Below are 22,236 nucleotides of genomic sequence, written 5' to 3' on the forward strand. Positions count from 1 at the left end.
GCTTCTCGGGCCAGTCGCACAAGCCCGAGCCACGCAGGAAATCCGCGGTCCGGCTCTTGTCTTTGAAAACAGCGGTGTTGCCCAAAATTCTCACGCAGATGCTGCCAAGCTCGTCACGTATGGCTGCCCTGACGGACGCGCGGTCATGACCGCGGCCGGCGCCGCGTTCCGCGCCGAGCCGGGCCGTCAATTCGCGCCACTCCAATTCGAATTCGCAAACGGATCGCGGCAGCGCGCCGCCGGAGACCAGCGCGTCTTCGATTTCGCCGAGCTGGCGGATCAGACGGCCGGGCAGAATAAAAAGACCTTGCGCTTCAATCAGCCCGATTGGCTCCTGCTTGATCGGCCAGAATTCGGGATGCGCGTGGAAAATACCCTCTGGCAGCGCCGCGCTGACGCCGTTGTTGCGCAGGATCAGGCTCATCTCATAACCGCGCTCTGTTACGATCACGCTGGGCGAAAGCGCCGAGCGTTTGCCATCCCCGTCTTCGCACACGATGCCGAGGCTGAGGTTGGTGTAGCCGATCCATGCCTCTCTGATGATCTCGCTTATCGCGATGATGCTGCTGCGGGACCGTGATACGACGCGCACCGCGGTGCCCGGCCAATCCAGAATTTCAACGCGCGCATCCGGGCAATCGGGCAACCACATGGCTTTCCATGCCTTCGCATGATGCATCGGCAACGTCCCGCCGCCGCCTTGGTAATGATCATGGGCGAGCACCGAGCCGCCGATGCGCGGCAGCGCCGCATTGCAGCCGAGGAAATATCCGGGGAAGCGGTCCACGAAGTCGAGCAAGTGCCCGAAGGTGTCTCGATCCACACGCATAGGGATGTGACGCATGTTCACGCAGATGCCATGCTGGTCGAAATACCCGTATGGCGAGAACTGCCAGAACCATGGTTCGCCGCCCAGCTGCACCGGCACGGTGCGCAAGGTGCGCCTGGCCCGGCCCGCGAAGCCCTCGTTGGCATGGCAGATCGTGCACTGCGGATATCCGCCGGCCACCGCATTGCTCGCCGCAGCCTTCGTCATAGTTGTGAACTCCGGCTTGGCGAGGTTGATCGTAACGGTCAGCCCGTGCGCGTCAAAACGCGGATTGCGTTCGAGCACGGCCTGCTTCACATAATTGTTCGCCACGCAGTAGTCATACAGCCAGCGCATCGCTGCCATTCCGCCCCGGTCCCGTTCCAGATCCCCGAAGCGATTCTGCAGCGCGGCGGGAGGCATCGACAGGATGCCCATCACCGCATCGGCATAGTCGGCCTGCTCGTCCTGCATGCACAGCCCGGTCTTCACCGCCGCCTCGCACAGACGCGTCAACGGTTCATCCGGCAGCCAGTCGTCCGAAGTCGCACCCGTCGGCGCATACGACTCCAGGCCGAACAGCTCGAAGATCCGGTTGCGCGCCCAGTCGGCATCGCGGACGTCCAACTCCAGCCGCCGCATAGCATACTGCACCAGCGCGTCGATGGCCGCATACACTTGGGCAAGGCTAGCTTCGTCAGCCTCCAGCCTAGCGTTCATCGCCCGCCAGCCTCCTCCATCACTTCGTTGACGATCGCGTCGGTTTCGCTGGATGCAGCCTCCATCTCCTGCACGAGCTTGATCTGCGTACGCGCACGCACCAAATTGTGCGCAGGGTATTTGATGGCGAAATAAGTGTCGCCGGCGAGATAATCCGTCAAGAAACGCATGCCGCATTCCAGTGTCATCAGCATGGCGCCTGTCGGCAGCAGCTCGGCCTCGCGCGCAGTGATGCTTGCGTGCACCTGGCCCACGAATCCCTGCGCGTACGACCGGAAGAGCTCGCTGCTAAAATGCACCCGGTCAAGGTCCTGCTCATCCTCCAATGCGCTGGAGGCGCCGAATCGAATCGAATCGCCGAAATCGAACAGCATGGATCCTGGCATGACGGTGTCGAGATCAATGATGGCACGCGCCTTATGGGTTTTGGCATCCATCAGAATGTTGTTGAGCTTAGTGTCGTTATGCGTCACGCGCAGCGGAATAGAGCCGTCGGCCAGACCGCGCATGATAACCGGATACAGCGCGGCGCGGCCTAGGAAGAAATCGATCTGCCCATGGCACGCAGCAGCCCGGCCATGCACGTCGGCGTCGAGAGCGGCCCGGAAATCCAGGAAACGCTTCGGAGTGTCATGGAAATGCGCGATCGTCTCGGTCAGTCGTGAAGCGTCGAAGTCGGCCAAGGTGTTCTGGAATGCACCGAATGCCGCGCCGGATTCACGGAACACTTGGGCATCCGGCACCAGGCTGTAATATATGGTGTTCTCGATGAAGGCGTACATCCGCCACGCGCACTTCGCCGTCTGGAGATAGGGCTCGCCGTTCTTGGTGGGGACGAGGTCGAGCGTTTCCTGCCCCTTCGCGCGCAGGAAATCGGTGACCAGCTCGATGTTGCGCATCAGGCTCGCGATATCGGCGAACACCTCGGTGTTCATCCTCTGCAGGATGTAGCGTCTGCGGTTCGTGGTCGCCAAGTAGGTGGTGTTGATATGTCCGTCGCCGTATGGTTCGATACTCTCAAGAGTCCCTTCCAGTGCGAAGCAGGATGCAATGTCGGTAACTGTGGCATCGATGCCTGTCATAGAAACCTTCCTCCATGGTTGCTGTCCGGGTCGCGGCACACATTGCCATCTGGTATGGACTGGGTTTTGTCCCTGCTTTCCCCCAGATAAGGAACAAAACCCAGTCTCTACCACAGCACCACAAAAAACGAGAGGGAATTCAGAGCAAAAAACGCTTTCAAACAGCCCAAAACGCTCACGGTGCCCAAGTCGGCAAACACCCAGTTCTCGGCAGAATAACGGGGATCGCAGCCACCCCGAAATCAAAAACCCGTCCACCGACGAAGTCAGTGAGACGGGTTCGAATAAGGCTGTTATGGTGCGCCTGCATAGGAGTCTTTCAAACCAGTCGGTGGCGCTCAAGTCGCTGGTTTCCCGGGCATTGCAAGGGGAACGGGCCATCCTTTCCCGCCCGTCGAAGGCTGTGCGGAGCGATGTTCGTGGTCATGTCGTGGACAGTGCGCTCAAAACTCAAACTCGTTTGAGCTACCCGTCTCGTCAAAAAGTCCTCGCCGCGTATGCCGCCGGGACGCCGGTTAAGGAGATTGCGGGCAGGTTCGGCATTTACCGCGGCACCGTTTGGAAGATCGTCACCAGTGCCGGGCAGCCGGTGCGCAGTCGTGCGCTTTCTCCTGCTGTGCGGGAGGAGGTCCGACTGCTCTACGAGAGCGGTCTGACTCTCGCTGAGATCACCAAGGAGCTTGGTGTGAGCAGGCTGAACGCGCGTGCCGCCATCATCAGTGCAGGAGGTGCCATGAGACCTCAGGGATGCAGATGCCAGCGACTCGCCTGCACGTAGCGTGTGAGATTGCAGTTGTAGAGCGGAGTGCTCTCATTGACGTATTTCGGCGTCTAACCGGTTCGCTCGGTCTGTACGGCTTTCATCTGGCGGCGGCGTGCGAACTCCCGGCACGGATGCGCAGGAGCAGGACGATGCCGATGGGACCGAGCCGTAGCATATTGAAGCCCAACCGCACGCACACGAACATCAGCAGGTTCAGCCAGCCGGAGGCACCATGGGCGAGCATGGTGGTCACGCCCCATTTTAGGCCTTGGCGGATGCGTGCGAGGTTGTGGATGACGTTTGTCTCGGGTCAAATATTGGTGTTCGGTGTTGACATTGGTTTGTGAACGTTTGTGGCGTTCATGTTGGTCGGTGTCGGCGGGTATCGGTGTCGTTGGATTCCTGATAGATTCCCGAGTGCTATTACCAATTCGATAGTTCTCGGGAGGGAAGGAATGACGAAACCGATGCGTGTTCAACAGCGTATCAGGCAGCTTCAAAGGGCTGACCTGAATCACGCGGAGATCGCGAGGCAGTTGCGGGTCTCGCGCACGACCGTGGTCAAATATGCGGGCAAAGAGGATTAGTCGCCCAAGCCGCTGCCCGCGCGGGCGAAGAACCGGTCGCTGGTGGATGCCGGGTATGCGCAGGTCGTGGATGGCTGGCCGGCGGCCGATTTGCGTCTTCCTCGTAAGCAGCGGCATACGGCCCCGCATGCTTGAGCGTCTGGTTGCTGAGTGCGGGTTCACGGGCGAGTATTCGTCGGTGCAGCGGTGGGTGAAGCGGTGGCGCGATTCGCATCGCGGCGAGGCGGCAAGGTTCGCCGAGCTTGAATGGGCTCCGGGGTCGGCGCAGGTGGATTTCGGACAGGCCAAGGCCGTGATCGCGGGAATCGAGCTAGTGCTGCATTTCCTGGTGGTCTCGTTGCCGTACTCGAACCATGCGCTACGTGACGGCGCTGCCGGGCGAGACGGCTGAATACGTGTGTCATGGGCTGACGCCCGTGTTCGCTCATATGGGTATGGTACCGAACGTGCTGGTGTTCGATAACGCCACGGGCGTGGGCCATAGGAACAACGACCCGCTCTACCGGTGCCGTCGTGCGCTGCTCAAAACGGCCCGCCTTCGCACAGACAGGCAAAAAAATACGCGTGGATGCGTTGCTGGCAGACACCATCAACCACTTGTTGAAGCTCACCGGGGGCGCCGACCAGAAAATCATCAACTGCTATCGGCAAACCGACAAATGCAAGGGCCAATCCCCGATGGCCGAACTCATCGAATCACTCGCCGTCAAAGGTATCGCCCCCGGATGCCCCGAACTGGCCACGCTCGATCGCACCCTGAAGAAACGCATGAGCGGCATCCTCGCCTTCTTCGACCACGAACACCCGGCGAACGGACCCACCGAAGCCATCAACGGCAGACTCGAAACCCTGAGCGGCATCGCCCTCAGATTCCACAACCTCTCCAACTACATCACCCGCAGCCTGCTACACACCGGAGGATTCAAACAAACCATCCAAATCCACCTCTAACCAAACACCCTTACACACCAAAACGTGAAGAGCCCAAAATCCATTGGCGCGGAGGAATACTGGGTTGTGCGATCACGAGCGAAGCACGTTTCGGGTGCACATTCGGAACGGCCATTCTGAGTAAGTTTGCGAATTACCTCATATCCTTCAATAATGGAACCGCCTTATTTCTCTACTCCCATTACACTTAGTGCTAAGTTTGACGAGATGAGATAAGCGGAGGGGGGGACATCCAGATGAAACAATTGACTTGCGTCCCGAACCCAAACTTGCTTGAATCGATGCGTTCTGTTGGATACACTTTAAATACTGCCATCGCGGATATCATCGACAACTCGATCGCCGCTAATGCGCGTCATATCAGCATTCAGTACTTCGATCATGGTGAAGAACCTTACATTGCGATTGTTGACGATGGCAATGGCATGGATGAAGCCACCGCCATTGATGCGATGCAGCTTGCTGGATACAATCCCCAATCGGCTCGCTCACAGCACGATTTAGGACGTTTTGGGTTGGGGTTAAAGACGGCATCTTTATCGCAGGCTAGGTCGTTACTAATCTGCACAGTGCGCGACGGCATTGTAACAACGCTGCGCTGGGACCTTGATACCGTTGCTCGCACCGACGAATGGAGCCTCGAACTTCTCAATGATGCTGAGACCCGCTCCAATCTCCCCAAAAAGGTTAGTGACATACTGATGGCAAACCACGGAACATGCGTTCTCTGGCGCAAACTGGATAAACTCGAGACAACTGCTGGCTCGTCGTTAGCGGACCTAGATAAGGTCATGTTTGATCTTACAGATTATTTAGCACTAGTCTTTCACCGTTTTACTTACCCGTACCCAAACGATGACATTCAGCAAATTACTATTGATGTGAACGGCCTCAAGATTCCCCAAAGAGATCCGTTCCTTATCGCTAATCCAGCAGTCCAGCCAACAGCGTTACAGCGAGTCGGCACGTCTGGGGCAACCTTGCGAGGATATACCCTTCCGTATCAGAATCATCTCAGTCCTGCCGACAAGAAACTGCTGAATATCAGCGAAGAAAAGGGCAAGACTCTTACCGATACTCAGGGTTTTTATGTTTATCGTGCCTACCGTTTGATTACATGGGGTAGCTGGTTTCGAATGCTTCCACGTAAGCAGGCCACAAAGTTATGTCGTGTACGTGTTGATATTCCGAATAGCCTTGATTCAGAATGGACTTTGGATATCAAAAAGTCCACCGCCACACCCCCTAAGCTCGTGAGAGAAGTGATGAGGCGTTATATCGACCAATTATCAAAGCCGAGCAGAGTGGCCCAGCAGTTTCGTGGGCGAAAGGCAAGTGATGATCCCGACGCGCCAGTCTGGGATGTCATACAGGAACGTGGCGGATTATTCCGTTATGAGATCAATCAGCAGAACCCGTATGTTTCGTCATTTATGATCTCACTAACGTCTCAGCAAAAACAAGATTTCAGCACTGTGATCAAAATGCTCTCCGCAACATTGCCGTATGAAGACATGCAATCCAGATTTGCCATCGATGAACGGTCGATACGTGCCAGGCTTTCCGACGAAGATGCGAGAACGTATGCACAGCAAATGTGGATGTTTAACACTGTTATTGGATTATCGCCAAAACAGTTCGTCGACCGGTTTAAGGACAAAGAGCCCTTATCGCTTTGTCCAAATGGAGAGGCAATTCTTAAGGAGATAGCAAATGATGAGTAGCTGGTCAGAGGCGGTACAGATGGTGACGCGGTGGTTCCCACAGGGTAACAAACCCGACGAGGAACAAATCGCTCAAACCCTTCGTTCAGCCGCCAATTATCTTCATCTGAATAATGATTCTGCCGGATTTGAAAGAACCTTCAGAGAGTTACGCAAACTATTTAACGAAAAAATTCCGGAAGGAATTACCTTAACCGACTCATCAACAACTTGGACAGAATGGCTTCCCGAATTAAAACAAGCAGAGCATTGGTCCACACCGCGTTGGGATGCGTATTATCGCTATCTCCAAGAAAAGGAAAATGCCGATTGGACGCAATTACAACCACTTGATAAATCAACCGACGCCATTTTAAGTTTGTTATCTGACCCCCGACATGATCATCCGTCGGTCGCCCGCAAAGGTCTCGTACTTGGAGATGTCCAATCTGGAAAGACCCGTACATATCTGGCGCTGATGAATAAGGCTGTGGATTGCGGATACAAGCTGGTTATCGTTCTGACCAGTGACAATGAAAATTTGCGCCAGCAGACACAAACCCGTGTAGATTCCGACTTCTTGGGATTATCGGGTCCTAGAACACGAGTTGGAATTAGTGAATACCTGCAGCGAACTGCGAAAACACCACTATCGTTAACCAACGAAGATGACTTTGTGAAGGCATACGACAAAGCTTTCAGAAGTTTCCCGCGACCAAGCTGGGATTATCCCAGCTCATTTGTTGCAGTGATTAAAAAGAACGCCTCTATACTTAACAAATTCACCAAGTGGCTCAACAACCCAGAATTTGCGAAGGATATTCCCATTCTTATTATTGACGACGAAAGCGACTATGCCTCTGTAAACTCTGCCAAATACGACAACTCCCCGACCAGAATAAATGACTTGCTGAGAAAATTGTGCAAGGTAAGCCAACGTACTTCATATGTCGCTGTGACGGCAACACCATTTGCTAATATCTTTATCGATGACAGCATCGAAGAAGATCTATTCCCCAAAGATTTCATACATATCATGCCTACTCCTTACAGCTATATTGGTGCCAAAAGACTTTTTGGCGACCTAGATTCACCTGCAGAGCAGAAAGGCTGTGTCAAACAACTGGACGAAGATGAACTGGACAACTGGCTACCTCTGAACCATAAAAAAGACTATCGCTTTGAAGAGCATCTGCTCGACATTGAGGAGCCATTGGATGCACAGGTCCGCTGTGCGCTTGATTATTTTCTTATTGCCTGCGTTTTACGACCAAATTCGGAAGAAAAACGGCAATCCATGCTCATCCATATGTCTAGATTTACGGAAGTTCAACGCCAGATTGCAGATATGGTCCAGGTATTTGTCGGAAACATATCGAATGCGCTTAGGTTCCATGCCGACGATTCAGATCCAAGAATTCAGTGTTTACACACCGTTTTTGACCAAGAATACCGTGGCAGTAACCAGACAGCAGATCCGATCACATGGGAAAAAATGCTACAAAAAATGAGGTTGTTGACCTCCCGCCTTCAAGTACGCTTGGTGAACTCAAAAGCCGGTCCTTGGAATGATGCTAATCAGATACCGCATGAAGTGGCTTCAAATGAGTGCACGATTTACATAGGAGGCGACCAGCTATCTCGTGGAATGACGCTCGAAGGCTTAATCTGCAGCGTCTTCTACAGACGTGTCACGGCTTCCGACACTCTCTTACAAATGGGGCGCTGGTTCGGATATCGTCCCGATTACGCACAATACCAGCGTATTTGGTTGCTTCAACAATCGATTACCGATTACCGATATTCGTACTCGATCGTCGAAGAACTCAAAGAATCTACGCAACGTATGAAACGGCAAGGCATGACGCCCAAACAGTTTGGACTTGCAATCCGCAAGAATCCGAACAAAGGAGTGCGAATAACCAACTACGGCAAGATGCGGAATGCGCAGGAGACTAACGGTCAGCTGGCAGAATTCAACCTCGCCGGTGAAATAATAGAGTCCATTCGTCTCAGCGCAAACAAGAACCGTATACAACGCAACAATTCAGCTTTTGCTGAACTGATCAACTTCTGTAATCGTGATAGTCAAGTTCTTCACAGTGATGATCGACGGGGCAAAACGGTTGTCTTTCAACATGTGCCCGGCCAAGCAGTTGCAGATTTTATGGCAGAATACCGATCAGGCTACAACGATAAGTACTTTGGCCAAACTCTGATGCAATATCGCGACAGGGATCCTATCGAATTAAAAACTTCAATGGCAGCGGAATATGTAAAGACTCAAACTAGGGAAAACCCTGACATTACTTGGAATATTGCCTTCATGAACGGCGATGGAGAACAGAGCAATTCCGTTACCTTCCCGTGGAAAGAAGTAATACGATCAAGCAGTTATGAGAAGGATCATGATGTATTCGCGATTAACGGTAAGAAAATGCGTCTAGCCAGTAAAACCGACATTGTGAAAGTTGCTTCTATCGTCTCATCTATCCCAATTGAAAAGCATGACGGCACAGAGCGTCAGTACTACTTGACCAAATATTTTGGCGTAAATCCGACGTTGATGTTCTACAGGGTCAGCATAAAGCTTGATTGCGATAAATACGCACATCTGGTGCCGACTAGTGGGCATGGCTTGTTGGCAGTCAAGATCGCAATTCCTGCCGACGAGTTTGACGATGGAAAAAATCGAGGGAAAGCGGTGTACTACTACAACACCGTTGCCACTAAGCAACAATATGAATTGTTACGGGAACAGGCTGAGGAAGGCGATGAAGAATGACATCTGAACTTGATGTGAGCACTGTTGAAGCAATGTGGCGCAGACTGTCGGAACACGCAGGCAAGGCAAACACAGAGCTTGATATCGATCTTAATCTTCCTGTGGTCATTGGATGTACTACGGAAAACCAGCCCTATATCATGCTGCTCTCTGGGGAACAGCCGCGACTCATCTCTACATTAGAAGCAGTGGACGTGCGTATAGGTAGACGCCAATCCACAGTTGGAGAAGACTGGTCCTTAACTTTTATCTTGCAGGACTGGAGTCTCCTACATGCATTCGCTGAAATCTGTTTGGCATTTGTTGAACGAATCAAAGTTTCCCCCACCAAAAAGGCGTCGTTGCGGCAAATCTACGCAACTCTCGACCAATGGCAGCGTCTTTTGAAAACCATTCGTCAATCGGACATAATGACGACATTGCGGGGCATATTTGGAGAACTCGTTGCTGCTCTCGAAATCGTGAAATGCACTGGAAAATCTATCGAATCAGTTTGTGAAGCGTGGTCTGGTCCATATTCAATGCCACAAGATTTCTCGTTCGACCAAGATAATAGTTATTGGGAAGTTAAGTCACTTCACAAATCAACCAACCGAATCCAGATTTCATCACCTGAACAACTGGACCCGGCTGAAAAAACAATTCAACTTGTTACGGTTGTTCTTGAATCGTTTAGTTCCGCAAAGGACACGTTGCTTACGCTACCCCAACTTGTTGATGAGTTACGTTTGCATGCGGACGATCCTGCTCTTGTTAGCACTTGTATCGACAACGGGCTGTCTTCATTGGGAATAAGCCTATATTCCGACGTATCTGCACAGACCTTGTTTGAAATTGGTAAAGTCACAGTCTATGCCGTTGCAAACAACTTTCCACATATTTCTACTTCGGTAGTTCCCCCTGGAGTGTCAGAGTTAACGTACAGCATAGAACAAAGCGCTGTAGCACCATTTATTACTCGCATTGACTTATCTGTGCTGGATTTTACGGAGGGATGATGGAACTTACCGACTACCGGCAGGAATTCGTGCGTACAGTCCAAGAGAAGGCAGCAGCAGACAGCATTCTCGATCAGGACGCGTTCTTTCAAGTTGCATGTGAAATGTTGCGAGATAGTGAAGCTATTGCTGACTATATTCCAATCGAACCAGGATACCGATATGGAGAGGGCACAAGCAGATTCATGGCGATCGACGGTTACGATCAATCCGCTTTTGAAATGGATGAATCAATTGTTGTCATGGCTTGTGATGATGATTTCTCAATGAGAATGGGCAACGGTGCTCCAACGATTCAAGCAAAGGAATGCCACAGATATATCAACGCAATGCGTAGATATATCATCTCCGCTTGGGAGGGGTCATTTTTGGAACAAGGCGAAGAGAGTGGTGCGGCATACGGATTCGCTTCATATATCAAAGAGCATCGAGCAGATATAACACGCTTTCGCCTGTACTTCATCACGGACCGCGTTTACACAGGAAGAGACTCATCGATAAAAGATCCCACCGACTTCTATTCCACTGATGATGACGGGCACAGAGTTAGCCTTGAAGCCCATGTTTGGGATCTTCGTCACTTCATGGAATCCGCCGAAGCGGCAGTGCCTCTTGAACATCTGACAGTGTCGCTGGGACCGAAAGGAATTGCAGCTGTCAAGGCTCCTGATTCTCAGAACAGCATGGATACATATTTGTTGTTTTTGTCAGGACAAACGCTTGCTGGTTGGTATAAAAAGCACGGCTCCAAGCTTATGGAGGCAAATGTTCGTTCGTTTCTGTCACTACGCGGGAAGGTTAACCGCGGTATTCGCAATACCCTTGGAAGTGAGCCTGAACGATTCGTCGCGTACAACAATGGATTAACTGCGACAGCAAGCAAAGTCGATGTAAACGAAAATGGCTGTATTACTTCGATTCAAGATCTTCAACTCGTAAATGGAGGCCAAACCACCGCTTCCATTTTTTACAGCCAGCTCAAGGACAACATTGACCTGTCCAAAGTTGTTATACCCGTCAAACTTGTTGTTGTCCGTGAAGACGTGGCACGAGAGCTTGTGCCATTCATTTCTCGATACACCAATAGTCAGAATAAGGTCGCTGAAACAGATTTCTCTTCAAACAGCGAATATCAGGTAAAACTATCGCAGCTGTCGCAGCAGATACTCACTCCTCCCCTTCCTGAAGCTACCCAAACGCATTGGTATTATGAGCGCACTCGCGGCCAATACGACAGTGAAAAAAACAGACGCGATACTGCAGATCGCAGAAGATTCGAAAAACTAAATCCGAGTAAGCAACGCATCAAAATGATCGACGCACCCAAATACTTGATATGTTGGGATTGCAAACCAGAAATTGCAAGTTTAGGGTCGCAGAAGTGTTTCGCTAAATTTGTCTCCCTCGAGTCAAAAAAGGGGAAAAACAGCGTCGAATCATTGAATACAGACTTTTACAAACAGTTGGTTTGTAAGCGCATCATTTTCGATACTGTTTACAAGTCCATAAGAACAACGGCTTGGTACAAAGGCGCATACCAAGCGAACATCTCTGAATATGCAGTATCAAAATTCTCTTTCGATCTCCAACGTTCAGCATTATCGTTTGACTTCGACTCGGTGTGGCGTGCACAGGCGATTGATGCAATGACTCTCGACTGCCTGCTCAAGGCTGCGGAGCAGGCCAGCGAAGTACTCAATAATCCGAGTCGGTCAACGCAGAATGTCAGTGAATGGGCCAAGAAAGATGCCTGTTGGCATGCTTTGCAACTCAAGCCAAATTGCCTAAACTCAGGAAAGATCTCTTCGTCCTATGAAGAATCGTTGCATGAAGAACTACCCACACTTGATGCGCAGAATCGAGGCACTGATTCAACGGATTCAACTTTATTTGAAACAGACTCAGAATTTACAGAGGGCAATAATGTGCCAGATTGGTCACTAGTATCGGCTGATGCCTGTAGATCCTTGTATATCTTCGCCCATGAACATCACATTCTGAGCCCCAAGGCATCCGTATCATTGGCGCAACTTATATCTGGGATTCCTGGAGAACTGAATATTAATGCCCTCAACCATCTTGTTGATATAGCAGCTCAAAGTGGCTTCCCAATAGCTACTCTCGAATCCCGTTGATGGAGTTCGTTGAATAAACTGCATCTTTGCTGTGAAGGGGGTCATGCCGCAAGACGCTCGGCATGGGACGTCAGCCTATCCTGTGTTTTGCGTTCCTACTCAGAGTCATACTTGACTGAATCAAAATAGCCAACAACATCGTTTCCAAGATAAGTCGCGACCACCTTCGCGATCTGTTCTGCGAGAAGGGGAGGAACAGCATTGCCAACTTGCTGATATTGCGCTGTGCGATTCCCCACGAAATAATAGTCATCAGGAAATGTTTGCAAACGAGCAGCTTCTCGAACGGTTAGACTACGGCATTGAGTGCAATCGGGATGAATAAAATAATGACCGTCCTTACAAATATGAGAAGTGACTGTCGTGGAGCATCGATCCGGTAACTGGACTCTAAATCTATCGGCAAAAATAACAGATTCCCCAGATGCCGCTGCCTGCGCGTTCTTGTGATCAGGCAACAATGCAATAGGAAAATCATACAGTTTGGCCGGTTTATGATACTTAGCCGCATAGGCAGCACAAAACAGATATCTCTCCAAATCTGAAGACATGTGATTACGCGCTTTATGATTTGCGAGCACTTTCTCGCTTGTAAGTCTTCCTCTGAACCAGCCTTTGTAAACGCCTAATTCGTCCTTTTCCACTTGCTGGGCTTCTTGGGAAGCAGGTAAAGCAGCATTGAGTACAGGCTGGAGTTGACTCTCGAGAGAGCTTCCTTCCGGTGTGGACAAAATCATTTTCGCCGAGTTCCTAATGAATTCAGCCCAATCGCAATCTGGTTTGTTTCGCCTTGTGAACCCGCTCCTTACCTTGGGAATGCCTGAAAGTGCCTGCTTAACTGTCATTTCAGGGTGTTGAGTCAATAGACTTGGTTTCCCACGATCAAGTTCAAAATCATTTCGAACTCCGAGTAGTATCACACGATGCCGAGCTTGAGGTATTCCATAGTGTTCTGCGTGCACAACATAATCTTTTGATGAACTAGGATTTTCCACGACGAGTGAGTGAAGCGTGTAGCCATCACCGCGCATATCACGTTCAATCAAAGGGAACACGCCTTGGCTATCATGCTTTGCAGAAAGAATACCTTTGACGTTTTCCATAACAAACACTGTCGGGTGCAACACCTCAATAAAACGTAAATAGCATTTGTAAAGTGTTTGTTTCACGTCTTCATCAAGCTTTTTTTTATTCCTAGTTCGGCGAGCTCTGCCAACCAAAGAATATGCTTGGCACGGTGGACCTCCAATAAGTACAAGAGGCCCATTATAGTCGCCCAGCCTCTCTTTTGCTTTGTTAACCCAAGTATCATCGCCCTCCACCAGAGTTGCCTGTATCGCTTCACTATTGGCTGCGCTCCACTCCTTGGGATGCCGGTTCTGCATCTTTATCAAGTTTTCGGCTGATGGGGACCTCAAATAATCTAGATAGTCCTTCGGCAGCTTTCCACCCGCTCTCATAATCTTCCGTACAAATGAGCGCAGACGCAAAGTATCGTGTGCATTGGTCTCCATCTCAATGGACATTGAAATTTGAAATACAGGTTCACCCTTGTCATCACGTAGTGAAGAGAACCCTTCTCCCAAACCGCCGGGACCAGCGAAAAGGTCGATGATCGGAATCGGAGACACTCTATTCCCCCCAATTGCTGTTACTCAAGCATTCATCAGACATGAACTTGCCCAATGAACTGCGTTTTGGAGATTATGGCCGTAAAACGATAACCTCATAGACACTGACTATGCCAGGCTAGCACCTTCTCTCGAGTCATGCCACAGACGAAAAGCAACATCCCCCATAATTACGGACCCTGTCATCCTTCTCAACCTTCCGTTGTGCTGTGTAATTTCCGGGAGACTGGCTCAGTAAGTGTGTAACTGGTGTTTTTCATTATTGATCCTTGCTGTCAGACCGGCGGTTAACGAAGGAATAAGCGAACGCATTCAATGCCGGTTTCCTTTTGTTCACCCATCGTACCTGCGCTTTTGCCCGCAGGGTTCAGCGAGCGCACGGCCGGATGGAGACATTGCAATGCGACCTGTTCGTTGGGGAAGTGCCCGCGTGCCCGGATCGAACGACGGAACCGGGCGGTCAGACTCTCGATCACGTTGATCAAGCAGATGACCCTGCGGATCTCCATGTCGTAGTCTAAGAACGGGGTGAACCGCTCCCGCGCGTCCGGCCGCAAGCCTCTGATCTCAGGATACATGGTTCCCCGGTGTTCGAGCATTTCGTCGCGTGCCGCCTCGAACGCAATGGAGCGGCCGACGTGGATGGGCTTGACGTCGCAGTTGACATCCATGCCGACACCGGTGGCTGAGTGGAAGGTGCGGCTGGTGACTCGGCCGTCCCCCGACCTTGACGTTCAAGCCGGGACGGTTGATCTCGCTGACCGGCCCGCCGGGACTAGACAAATCAACCCTGCTCAACTGCATCGGCTTACTCGAACACGCCAACGCCGGCATGATCATCGATTCCCTGCATGACATAGCCGGCCACAGTGGCGTCGTCATCATCGCCACCCGCTCCGACCATGTTGCCAAAGCCTGCGATGGCACCATCGAACTGGAATAATCGAAACTCTAAGAGACAGGCATAATGCAGGCGTGTCGCATCCAGTTCCTTGAGCCGTGAGCTTCTGTTCCGGCCCTTAGACCCTTTCGAAACGACCTAAGGAGGAGCTCGTGTAAAGGTAGCCTCGACAAGTCAACCACCGATCGTCTCTGGTCCTTGAGCTCCGTCGAAAGGACCTTACCCTAGGCCCCTTTTTTACTTAACACAAAACCCACTCACCAAACAACTCAGTGAGACGGGTTCGAATAAGGCCTTTATAGTGCCCCCTGTCGGACTCGAACCGACAACCCACGACTTAAAAGGACGCTGCTCTACCATTGAGCTAAAGGGGCAACGGCTCAAAAGTATACCCCGACTCCTTGATAGTGCCAAACCGACGGTGGGTGCCGCGTGAATCACGGTCATTCATGCGCCTTCAACGCAGCGTCCAAGCGAAGCAAGCCGATCACGAAAATCGGGAAGGCCTCGCGGAAATCATCCACAGAAACGGTCTCGTTGGCGCCATGCGCCCCGCCGTCCTTCACGAAATCAGGCGGCGGCTTCACTTTGCCCATCGCCACTAGCTCCGGATCCTCAGGGAAACACGGCCCGAAATTGATCGAGTCAGGGACCACGCGCGAATGCGTGCCGCCGCCGATCGCAAAAGGCTCTGCAGGCACACCGAACACGTCGTTATACGCCTCGACGAGTGTGGTCACTTGGTAATCGTCCCGGGGCAGATAATAGGGGTCTCCCACCTCAAGGCTGGTCAATTCACCGCCCGCGTCCGCGACCTTCGCGGTGATCGCGTCGACGACATCCTGAGCGTTTTGACTTATCGCAAAGCGGATGTCGTAGGTGACTTGCACCGTGCCCTCGCTCGTTTTCACTATGCCTAGGTTGCACGTCGTACGGCCGGACTCGGCATCCTCGCAGGCGAAGCCGAATCCTTCACCGAACTGCGGCACAGTCCAGGAATCGATGGTTTTGAGCAGGTCCACGGCGTCATTGCCGATAATCGCCGCGCACTCCTGCGTGCCGAGCATGGCAGCGAGCACATGCATGGCGTTCAACCCATCCTGCGGGCCGGCCGCATGCGCCGAGCGACCGACAGCTTTGATACTCACGCCGCCATCCGCTTCAACCGAGAACTCGAATGACCCACCCGCCGTGTCAGCGCCCGACAGCGCTGAACGCAATCGCTCGCCGTCGACGTCGCTGAGCGCCAGCACGGCTTCTCCTGCTACCGCATTCGGCGCGACGCCTGCGCGAATGGATTCGACGTGTTCGGGAAGCGGCAGCGCTGCGGTGACGACGACCTCGCCCTTCTGCGCATAATTCACCGGAAATGCGCAATCCGTGACCACCGTTCGATATGGCGCCCCATGCGCCGCCACATAATGCTCCATGTCGTGCAGCCCGGTTTCCTCCGCGCCCCCGTACATCAGCCGTAGCGGATGGGAGAACGCAAGCCTTTCATCATCGAAGAAACGCAGCAGGAACATGCCCAGCACGCACATCGCCTTATCGTCGCGCGCACCGCGGCCCACGACATACCCCTCACGCTCATAGGGATCGAAGGGGTCGGACAGCCACCCCGGACCGGCAGGAACCACATCAGCATGCGAAAGAACGGCGATATCCTTGCTCAACGGCCATTGGACGTCGCGCGCGAAGACGGACATCGCATATCCTTCATGATTGCGCGACTGGAAACCATATGCTTGCGCAGTATCGGCTATCTCTTCGAACATGGCCGACACTCCCGGCCCGTAGGGCGCTCCTTGCGCAGCCTGACTGACATCCGACACTGACGGGATGCGTATCCAACGCTTCAGATCCTCCACGTATTCGCCCCGATGCGAATCGAACCACGCCAACGCCTTCGCTACGAGATCCACTTCTGTGGGATTCAGCATGGGCCACACACTCCTAGTGCCAAGAGGAAACGAATACTTGTTCTATGCTCCCTTGCCCATGTTTCCAGTGCTGTCCCCTATGTTAACCCAAAGTTTCGAAGTGTTTAGCGCCTTAATCTTTCCCTCTTCCCGACAGCTAGTGTGGAATATGTGCGCGATAGCCACGCGGACGCGTAACGCACCATTCACCCATGTACATCACCGCTGGACCGCACTCGCACCAAATAGGAGAAGCAGGCGTATGAAAAAACCATTAACGCACATAGCAGCAGCAGCAGTTCTTCCCATCCTGCTGCTTTTGAGCGGCTGCGGAAGCCCAGGATCAGGATCCGGGGACGCTTCCGCACCGAAAATCATCACCTTCGGCAGCGGGGAACCCGCAAACCCGCTTGTGCCCGGCAACACCAACGAGTCCGGCGGCGGCATCGTCATCAGCCATGTGCTGTGGACAGGATTGGTGACGACAAAGGCCGACGGCACGCTGATCAACGAGGTCGCCGACAAAATCACGCCTAACAGCGATAACACCCTATTCGACATCACATTGAAAAAGGGATGGAAGTTTACCGACGGCACGCCGGTCACGGCGCAAAGCTTCACCAAGGCGTGGAGCTACACCGCGAATGCCACGAACGCCCAGAAGAATGCCGGATTCTTCTCCATCATCAAGGGATACGATGCGCTGCAGAAGTCGGGTATATCGGGCGATGAGCAGCTCTCAGGGCTAAAGGTCATCAGCGACTCGCATTTCACGGTGGAACTCAACAGCCCGACATCCATCTTCCCCACCATGCTCACCTATATGGGCTTTTACCCGATGCCGGAGGCATTCTTCAAGGATCCCAAGGGATTCGGCGAAAAGCCCATAGGCAACGGCCCGTACAAATTCAAGTCCTGGGACCACAGCCGGGAGATCGACGTGGTGCGCAATCCTGATTACCACGGCTATTACAAGGCCAAAAACGATGGCATCACCTACAAGATTTATACCGATCCGCAGGCCCAATACGCCGATGTGCAGGCCGGCAATCTGGATGTATCGACCAACATCCCGACTGCGGCCATTTCCACATTCCTCACCGACAACACAGTGAAGGGATACAGCAAGCCCGGCGGGGCGCGCGTTGCGCTCGGCATTTCGCAGAAGTATGCGCATTTCACCGGCGAGGAGGGCAGGCTGCGCCGCGCGGCGATATCCATGTCCATCAACCGCAAGCAGATCACCGAGAAGGTGCTTCACGGCGCCGCGACACCGTCCAAGGACTTTTCCGCGCCGGTGATCAACGGCTACTCTGATTCGCTCAAGGGCGGCGACGTGCTCGAATACAATGCCGCAAAGGCCAAGCAGCTGTGGGCGCAGGCCAACGCCATAAGCCCATGGAGCGGCGAATTCGAGATCTCGTACAATGCCGATGGCCCTAACTTCAGGGACGTGTACAACGCAGTCGCCAATCAGATCAAGAACACGCTGGGCATCAAGGCGATAGCGAACGGCATGCCGACCAAGCAGGAGTATCTCACTGCCGGAAGCGCTGGCAAGCTGACCGCTGCGTTCCACGACAATTGGGGACCGGATTACCCATCGATCGAGAATTATCTGAAACCCATATATTCGACGGACGCCGCCAACACCGGCTCGAACTTCGGCGATTATCGCAATCCCGAGTTCGACACGCTTCTCACGCAGGCGGCCAAGGCCTCCAGCACGGAAGCGGCGAACAAGCTCTATCAGCAGGCTGAGGAAATACTGTTGCGGGACCTGCCGTCCATGCCGCTGTACAACGTCAACGCCGTGGCAGTGACCACGAAGGATATCTCTTCGCTCGAATTCGACTGGGGCGGCAGCCCGGTACTGCCCTTCGTCGAAAAGCAATAGGGCGTCCATGAGCTAAAGGACGCAGCGTCGCCTGCGAATTCAGTCCGTTGCGCGAATCGGCCGCGAATCCTATGGAAAGGGTTCGCGGCCGATTCGCGCAACGGGTTACAGGCCGGATCGTGGCAGCCTCGCCTGATCCGCGCTAGTCGACCTGGTACGTCTGTGTGCGGAAATCGCATGTCACACTAGTGCCATCAGCAAACACAGAGCGCTGGATATGCGGATCACCACCGACGAATTCATGCCGCGCCAGCTCCAGCATGCCGACGCGCTCGTGGAAAGCGCTGACCACGGCGCAGCGTTCCAGATCATGCCCCGTCGTGGCGTGCGCCATGTCGTCTGTAATGCCGTCGACGCCGGCGGCGGGCCCTTCGCGCACCAGATACGGCGCGCCGCCATTGAGCAGAGCGTAGAGCATGTAGTCGTCGGCGTCCCCGTGATCCTCCATCATCCACGGCTGGATCACGCAATCATGGTAGACGAGGTTGTACAGCGGCACAGGTATGCCTTGGCGCGGCCCGCCTGGCTCTCTCATCTGGAAATCGTAAGGCGCGTAGTGGCAAAAGACGAGACTGGGGACCGCCCAGTCCGAGACCTCTTCGGAACTTGGGAGGATGCCGTGCGCAAGCAGATGCTCGAAGCACTCATTGCGCCGTTCGTAGCATTCGCGGCGGGTCATCCTGTGGTCGGGGTCAGCGCACTCGTCGCCCTCATTGCATGTGAACACGTCCAGGTAGGCGCAGTCGAGATCGATGCCGTTGCGCCGCAGCTCGGCATAGTTGCGCCGCACATAATCCGGTGCGAGCTGCGCGCATAGGAATGTCTGCTTGCCGCCGGCCCAACGCGAGGAGACCGGAATCGAGCCGTCGGGCAAATGCACGGCATTGCGTTCATCGAATGTCCGCGCGGCGTAATAATAGTCGCGGTATTGATCATGGATGCCGAACATGTAGCCGTAGCCGTGGCAGGTCTCGATCAGCGAGCGTATGCCGTTCCAGCCGCCCGCTTCAGCGCACGCCGGCAGATAATCGGGATGCCTGTTGTCGTAGCCAGGCTCCCCCCAACCGTCAAGATGCAGATAAAGTTTCCTCGCGCCCATCGCGTGCAGCGCTTTGATCTGCTCCTCGCGTTGCGCGAAGGTCACAAGCGTCCGATTCGCTTCGGGGTCGTCATGGTCGTAAAACGACGATTCGGGCTGCACGTCCGACTTGATGCCGACATGCACCCAGGAGCTGCCGATCAGATCGCGCACGGCGGGGTTGCGCACAGCCTTCTCACGCAGCGTCCGCAATCGTCCGCGTCCATTGACATATTCGCGATACGCTTTGCACACGGCGGTGTGGTCGCAATCCGACAGGAAGCGATACCGCACCCTGCGCCTATACGCCATCCGCCCCAGACTGGGTTCGAACCGCATGCCCATATGGGTGTAGGGCCCGTGCGCCGGATGCTCGATCTGATACCCGGCGTCCCAAGGTGTCTCGCAGATGGCGATATACCCTGCGCAGGCACTTTGCGGGCCCGGTTTCCGTATTTGCGCGAACCATGGCATGTAGCCGCCCGCCATGCAGAAGCGACCGCTGAAGGCGATATCCGCATTGCCCACCGGCATCGGCCAATCGTTCGGCAGCATTACACCCTGCTGATGGGTGAGCAGCGAACAGGACTCCGAGCTGCCATCGTCGAATGCGAATTCACCCGGCCACAGCACACGGGTCACATGCAATCCGCCCTCGTCGCGCGGTATCCACTCGCATATCACATCGCCCGAGGCCCGCTCGATCCAAATGTACGTACTGAATGTATACGCTGCGCCTTCGAAGCCGGAGAAGGTGCTGTATACGCCTATTCCCGTCCCGGTCTCGCGGATCTCATGATGGATCGACGCTGCGTCCTGGAAAGCGTACTGCCCCTCCTTGCAGATCAGCCGCGGCGAGGAGCCGGTTCCGGCGGAATCGGCTTCTTCGGTCCTTCCTGCTCCCGACTGCCACTCGGCGTTGTCTCTGATAAACGTGAACGACAGCGTGTCGGTGTTGAACAGCACTGTGGTCCCGGAACAATCACATTTCAAAGCAGCGCCTTCCTCTTGCGGTTCTTCTTGTCTTGGCTATCCGGCGGTTCCAGCGATTCCGCCGATTCCTTTTTCAGTCGCCGGGACCGACGGGATGACGCCTGCGGTCATTGAACAAATCGTCGAGCAGAATATCACGAAGGCTCACGCCCTTGGTTGCATCCGGGTAACGCCGACGCCGCCTTGCTCATTCATTCAGCGCATATGTCTGGTTTGTCCACACAGCTTATACAATGAGAATCGTTTTCATTACAATTACCGCGCGTCCGAATAAGCCGAGGATACCAAAGCCAACGATCCAGACGACGGCCATGAAAGGAATAATCACTCATGCAGTTGAAACATGTGGCGCGGGCCGTACTCGGCACAGTGCTGGCAGCAGCGCTGGGACTCGCGTCAGGGTGCGGCTCTTCGAATTCGGCTTCAGCGTCCGACAACGGCTCGGGCTCGTCAGGCGGCAAGATCGTCGTGCTGTCCGCCGAAAACGAATACGGCGACGTGGCGCAGCAGATCGGCGGATCGCACGTCACGGTGACCTCGATCATCAGCGACCCGAACGCCGATCCGCACGATTTTGAAGCCAAGCCCTCGGACGCCAGGCAGATCGCAGCGGCAAAGATCGTCATCGCCAATGGCGTGGGCTACGACGACTGGCTCGATAAGATGCTCAAGAGCCACTCGAGCTCCGATCGCACCGTCATCAGCGCGCAGCAGGTGCTCGGCCTGCCCGACGACACCCCGAACCCGCACCTGTGGTACAAGCCCGAGACGATGCCCGCTGTGGCGTCCGCGCTCGCCGCCACCCTCACACGCCTCGACCCTTCGAACGCCAAGGATTACGCGAGCAACCTCCAGACCTTCGACACCTCGGCGCAGAAGTACTGGAACGCACTTGACACCTTCAAGAGCACATACCCGAACGTCTCCGTCGCCGCAACCGAGCCGGTCGCCAACTATCTGCTCGACAACGCCAAGGTAAACATCAAGACCCCGTGGACGCTGCAGACCGACATCATGAACGGCCAGGATCCATCGGCGCAGGATTCCGCCACCCAGATGCAGCTGTTCAACGGCAAGCAGGTCACCGCCTTCGTCTACAACGAGCAGGTCGTCTCCGACCTGACCAAGAAGTACCTGGCCGCCGCCAAGGCCAACGGCATCCCGATTGTCGCCGCCTATGAAACCATGCCGACCAAGATGCACTACGTCGACTGGATGCTGGCCGAGCTCAAGGCGCTCACCCAAGCTGCAAGCAGCAAGACTTCGACAGACAGCATAGCGTAGC

Annotated in this window: 15 protein-coding genes, 1 tRNA gene and 2 pseudogenes; 10 read left to right on the forward strand and 8 right to left on the reverse strand. The window is 53.9% G+C overall.

Annotation, left to right across the window (positions count from 1 at the left end; genetic code table 11):
* The coding region (locus tag LKG04_RS05930; RefSeq protein ID WP_291763403.1) for a galactose-1-phosphate uridylyltransferase at positions 1-1,528 on the reverse strand (1,528 nt) is incomplete at its 3' end.
* Positions 1,525-2,610, reverse strand: a complete 1,086-nt coding sequence (locus LKG04_RS05935) for a phosphotransferase enzyme family protein (protein ID WP_291761081.1) — start codon at positions 2,608-2,610, stop codon at positions 1,525-1,527. The genes LKG04_RS05930 and LKG04_RS05935, both read right to left, overlap by 4 nt.
* A gap of 295 nt (positions 2,611-2,905) precedes the next feature.
* On the opposite strand from LKG04_RS05935, the gene LKG04_RS05940 reads away from it, so the two are divergent.
* Positions 2,906-3,388 carry a helix-turn-helix domain-containing protein gene (locus LKG04_RS05940; RefSeq protein WP_291761083.1) on the forward strand — a complete coding sequence of 161 codons (483 nt, stop codon included), beginning with the start codon at positions 2,906-2,908 and terminating at the stop codon, positions 3,386-3,388.
* Positions 3,389-3,470: 82 nt separating this feature from the next.
* On the opposite strand, the gene LKG04_RS05945 is transcribed toward LKG04_RS05940, so the two are convergent.
* Complete coding sequence (locus LKG04_RS05945) at positions 3,471-3,626, reverse strand: hypothetical protein (protein WP_291761084.1); 156 nt, start codon at positions 3,624-3,626, stop codon at positions 3,471-3,473.
* Positions 3,627-3,828: 202 nt separating this feature from the next.
* On the opposite strand from LKG04_RS05945, the pseudogene istA reads away from it, so the two are divergent.
* The 6 genes and pseudogenes from istA to LKG04_RS05975 all read left to right on the forward strand — a co-directional run.
* Positions 3,829-4,454: pseudogene (gene istA / locus LKG04_RS05950) on the forward strand (IS21 family transposase); the annotation flags it as partial.
* 70 nt (positions 4,455-4,524) lie between these two features.
* The gene (locus LKG04_RS05955; RefSeq protein ID WP_291761086.1) at positions 4,525-4,911 is read left to right on the forward strand and encodes a transposase; all 387 of its coding nucleotides are present in this window, start codon (positions 4,525-4,527) and stop codon (positions 4,909-4,911) included.
* 236 nt (positions 4,912-5,147) lie between these two features.
* On the forward strand, positions 5,148-6,635 hold the full coding sequence (locus tag LKG04_RS05960; RefSeq protein WP_291761089.1) for an ATP-binding protein: 1,488 nt from the start codon (positions 5,148-5,150) through the stop codon (positions 6,633-6,635).
* A complete protein-coding gene (locus LKG04_RS05965) occupies positions 6,625-9,399 on the forward strand; it encodes a Z1 domain-containing protein (protein WP_291761092.1) in 2,775 nt (924 codons plus the stop codon). The genes LKG04_RS05960 and LKG04_RS05965 overlap by 11 nt, the downstream gene beginning before the upstream one ends.
* On the forward strand, positions 9,396-10,397 hold the full coding sequence (locus LKG04_RS05970; protein WP_291761095.1) for a PD-(D/E)XK motif protein: 1,002 nt from the start codon (positions 9,396-9,398) through the stop codon (positions 10,395-10,397). The genes LKG04_RS05965 and LKG04_RS05970 overlap by 4 nt, the downstream gene beginning before the upstream one ends.
* The gene (locus LKG04_RS05975) at positions 10,394-12,532 is read left to right on the forward strand and encodes an AIPR family protein (RefSeq protein WP_291761096.1); all 2,139 of its coding nucleotides are present in this window, start codon (positions 10,394-10,396) and stop codon (positions 12,530-12,532) included. The genes LKG04_RS05970 and LKG04_RS05975 overlap by 4 nt, the downstream gene beginning before the upstream one ends.
* Positions 12,533-12,627: 95 nt before the next feature.
* Here the strand turns inward: LKG04_RS05975 and LKG04_RS05980 are convergent, their stop codons facing one another.
* On the reverse strand, positions 12,628-14,163 hold the full coding sequence (locus LKG04_RS05980) for a DNA cytosine methyltransferase (RefSeq protein WP_291761098.1): 1,536 nt from the start codon (positions 14,161-14,163) through the stop codon (positions 12,628-12,630).
* Positions 14,164-14,422: 259 nt separating this feature from the next.
* Positions 14,423-14,819: pseudogene (locus LKG04_RS05985) on the reverse strand (transposase); the annotation flags it as partial.
* 71 nt (positions 14,820-14,890) lie between these two features.
* Between LKG04_RS05985 and LKG04_RS05990 the strand changes: the two are divergent.
* Positions 14,891-15,106: a hypothetical protein gene (locus LKG04_RS05990; RefSeq protein ID WP_291761100.1), complete on the forward strand. Its 216-nt coding sequence runs from the start codon at positions 14,891-14,893 to the stop codon at positions 15,104-15,106.
* Positions 15,107-15,366: 260 nt separating this feature from the next.
* Here LKG04_RS05990 and LKG04_RS05995 read toward each other — a convergent pair.
* Positions 15,367-15,438: transfer RNA gene (locus LKG04_RS05995), tRNA-Lys, on the reverse strand.
* Positions 15,439-15,507: 69 nt separating this feature from the next.
* Positions 15,508-17,004: a Sapep family Mn(2+)-dependent dipeptidase gene (locus tag LKG04_RS06000; protein WP_291761102.1), complete on the reverse strand. Its 1,497-nt coding sequence runs from the start codon at positions 17,002-17,004 to the stop codon at positions 15,508-15,510.
* Positions 17,005-17,245: 241 nt separating this feature from the next.
* On the opposite strand from LKG04_RS06000, the gene LKG04_RS06005 reads away from it, so the two are divergent.
* Positions 17,246-18,880, forward strand: a complete 1,635-nt coding sequence (locus tag LKG04_RS06005) for a peptide ABC transporter substrate-binding protein (protein WP_291761105.1) — start codon at positions 17,246-17,248, stop codon at positions 18,878-18,880.
* Positions 18,881-19,022: 142 nt separating this feature from the next.
* Here LKG04_RS06005 and LKG04_RS06010 read toward each other — a convergent pair whose 3' ends face one another.
* The gene (locus LKG04_RS06010) at positions 19,023-20,951 is read right to left on the reverse strand and encodes a DUF5696 domain-containing protein (RefSeq protein ID WP_291761107.1); all 1,929 of its coding nucleotides are present in this window, start codon (positions 20,949-20,951) and stop codon (positions 19,023-19,025) included.
* A gap of 330 nt (positions 20,952-21,281) precedes the next feature.
* On the opposite strand from LKG04_RS06010, the gene LKG04_RS06015 reads away from it, so the two are divergent.
* The gene (locus LKG04_RS06015) at positions 21,282-22,235 is read left to right on the forward strand and encodes a metal ABC transporter solute-binding protein, Zn/Mn family (RefSeq protein WP_291761110.1); all 954 of its coding nucleotides are present in this window, start codon (positions 21,282-21,284) and stop codon (positions 22,233-22,235) included.
* Position 22,236: the final 1 nt, after the last annotated feature.

Source organism: Bifidobacterium sp. (assembly GCF_022640935.1).
Lineage (GTDB): Bacteria > Actinomycetota > Actinomycetes > Actinomycetales > Bifidobacteriaceae > Bifidobacterium.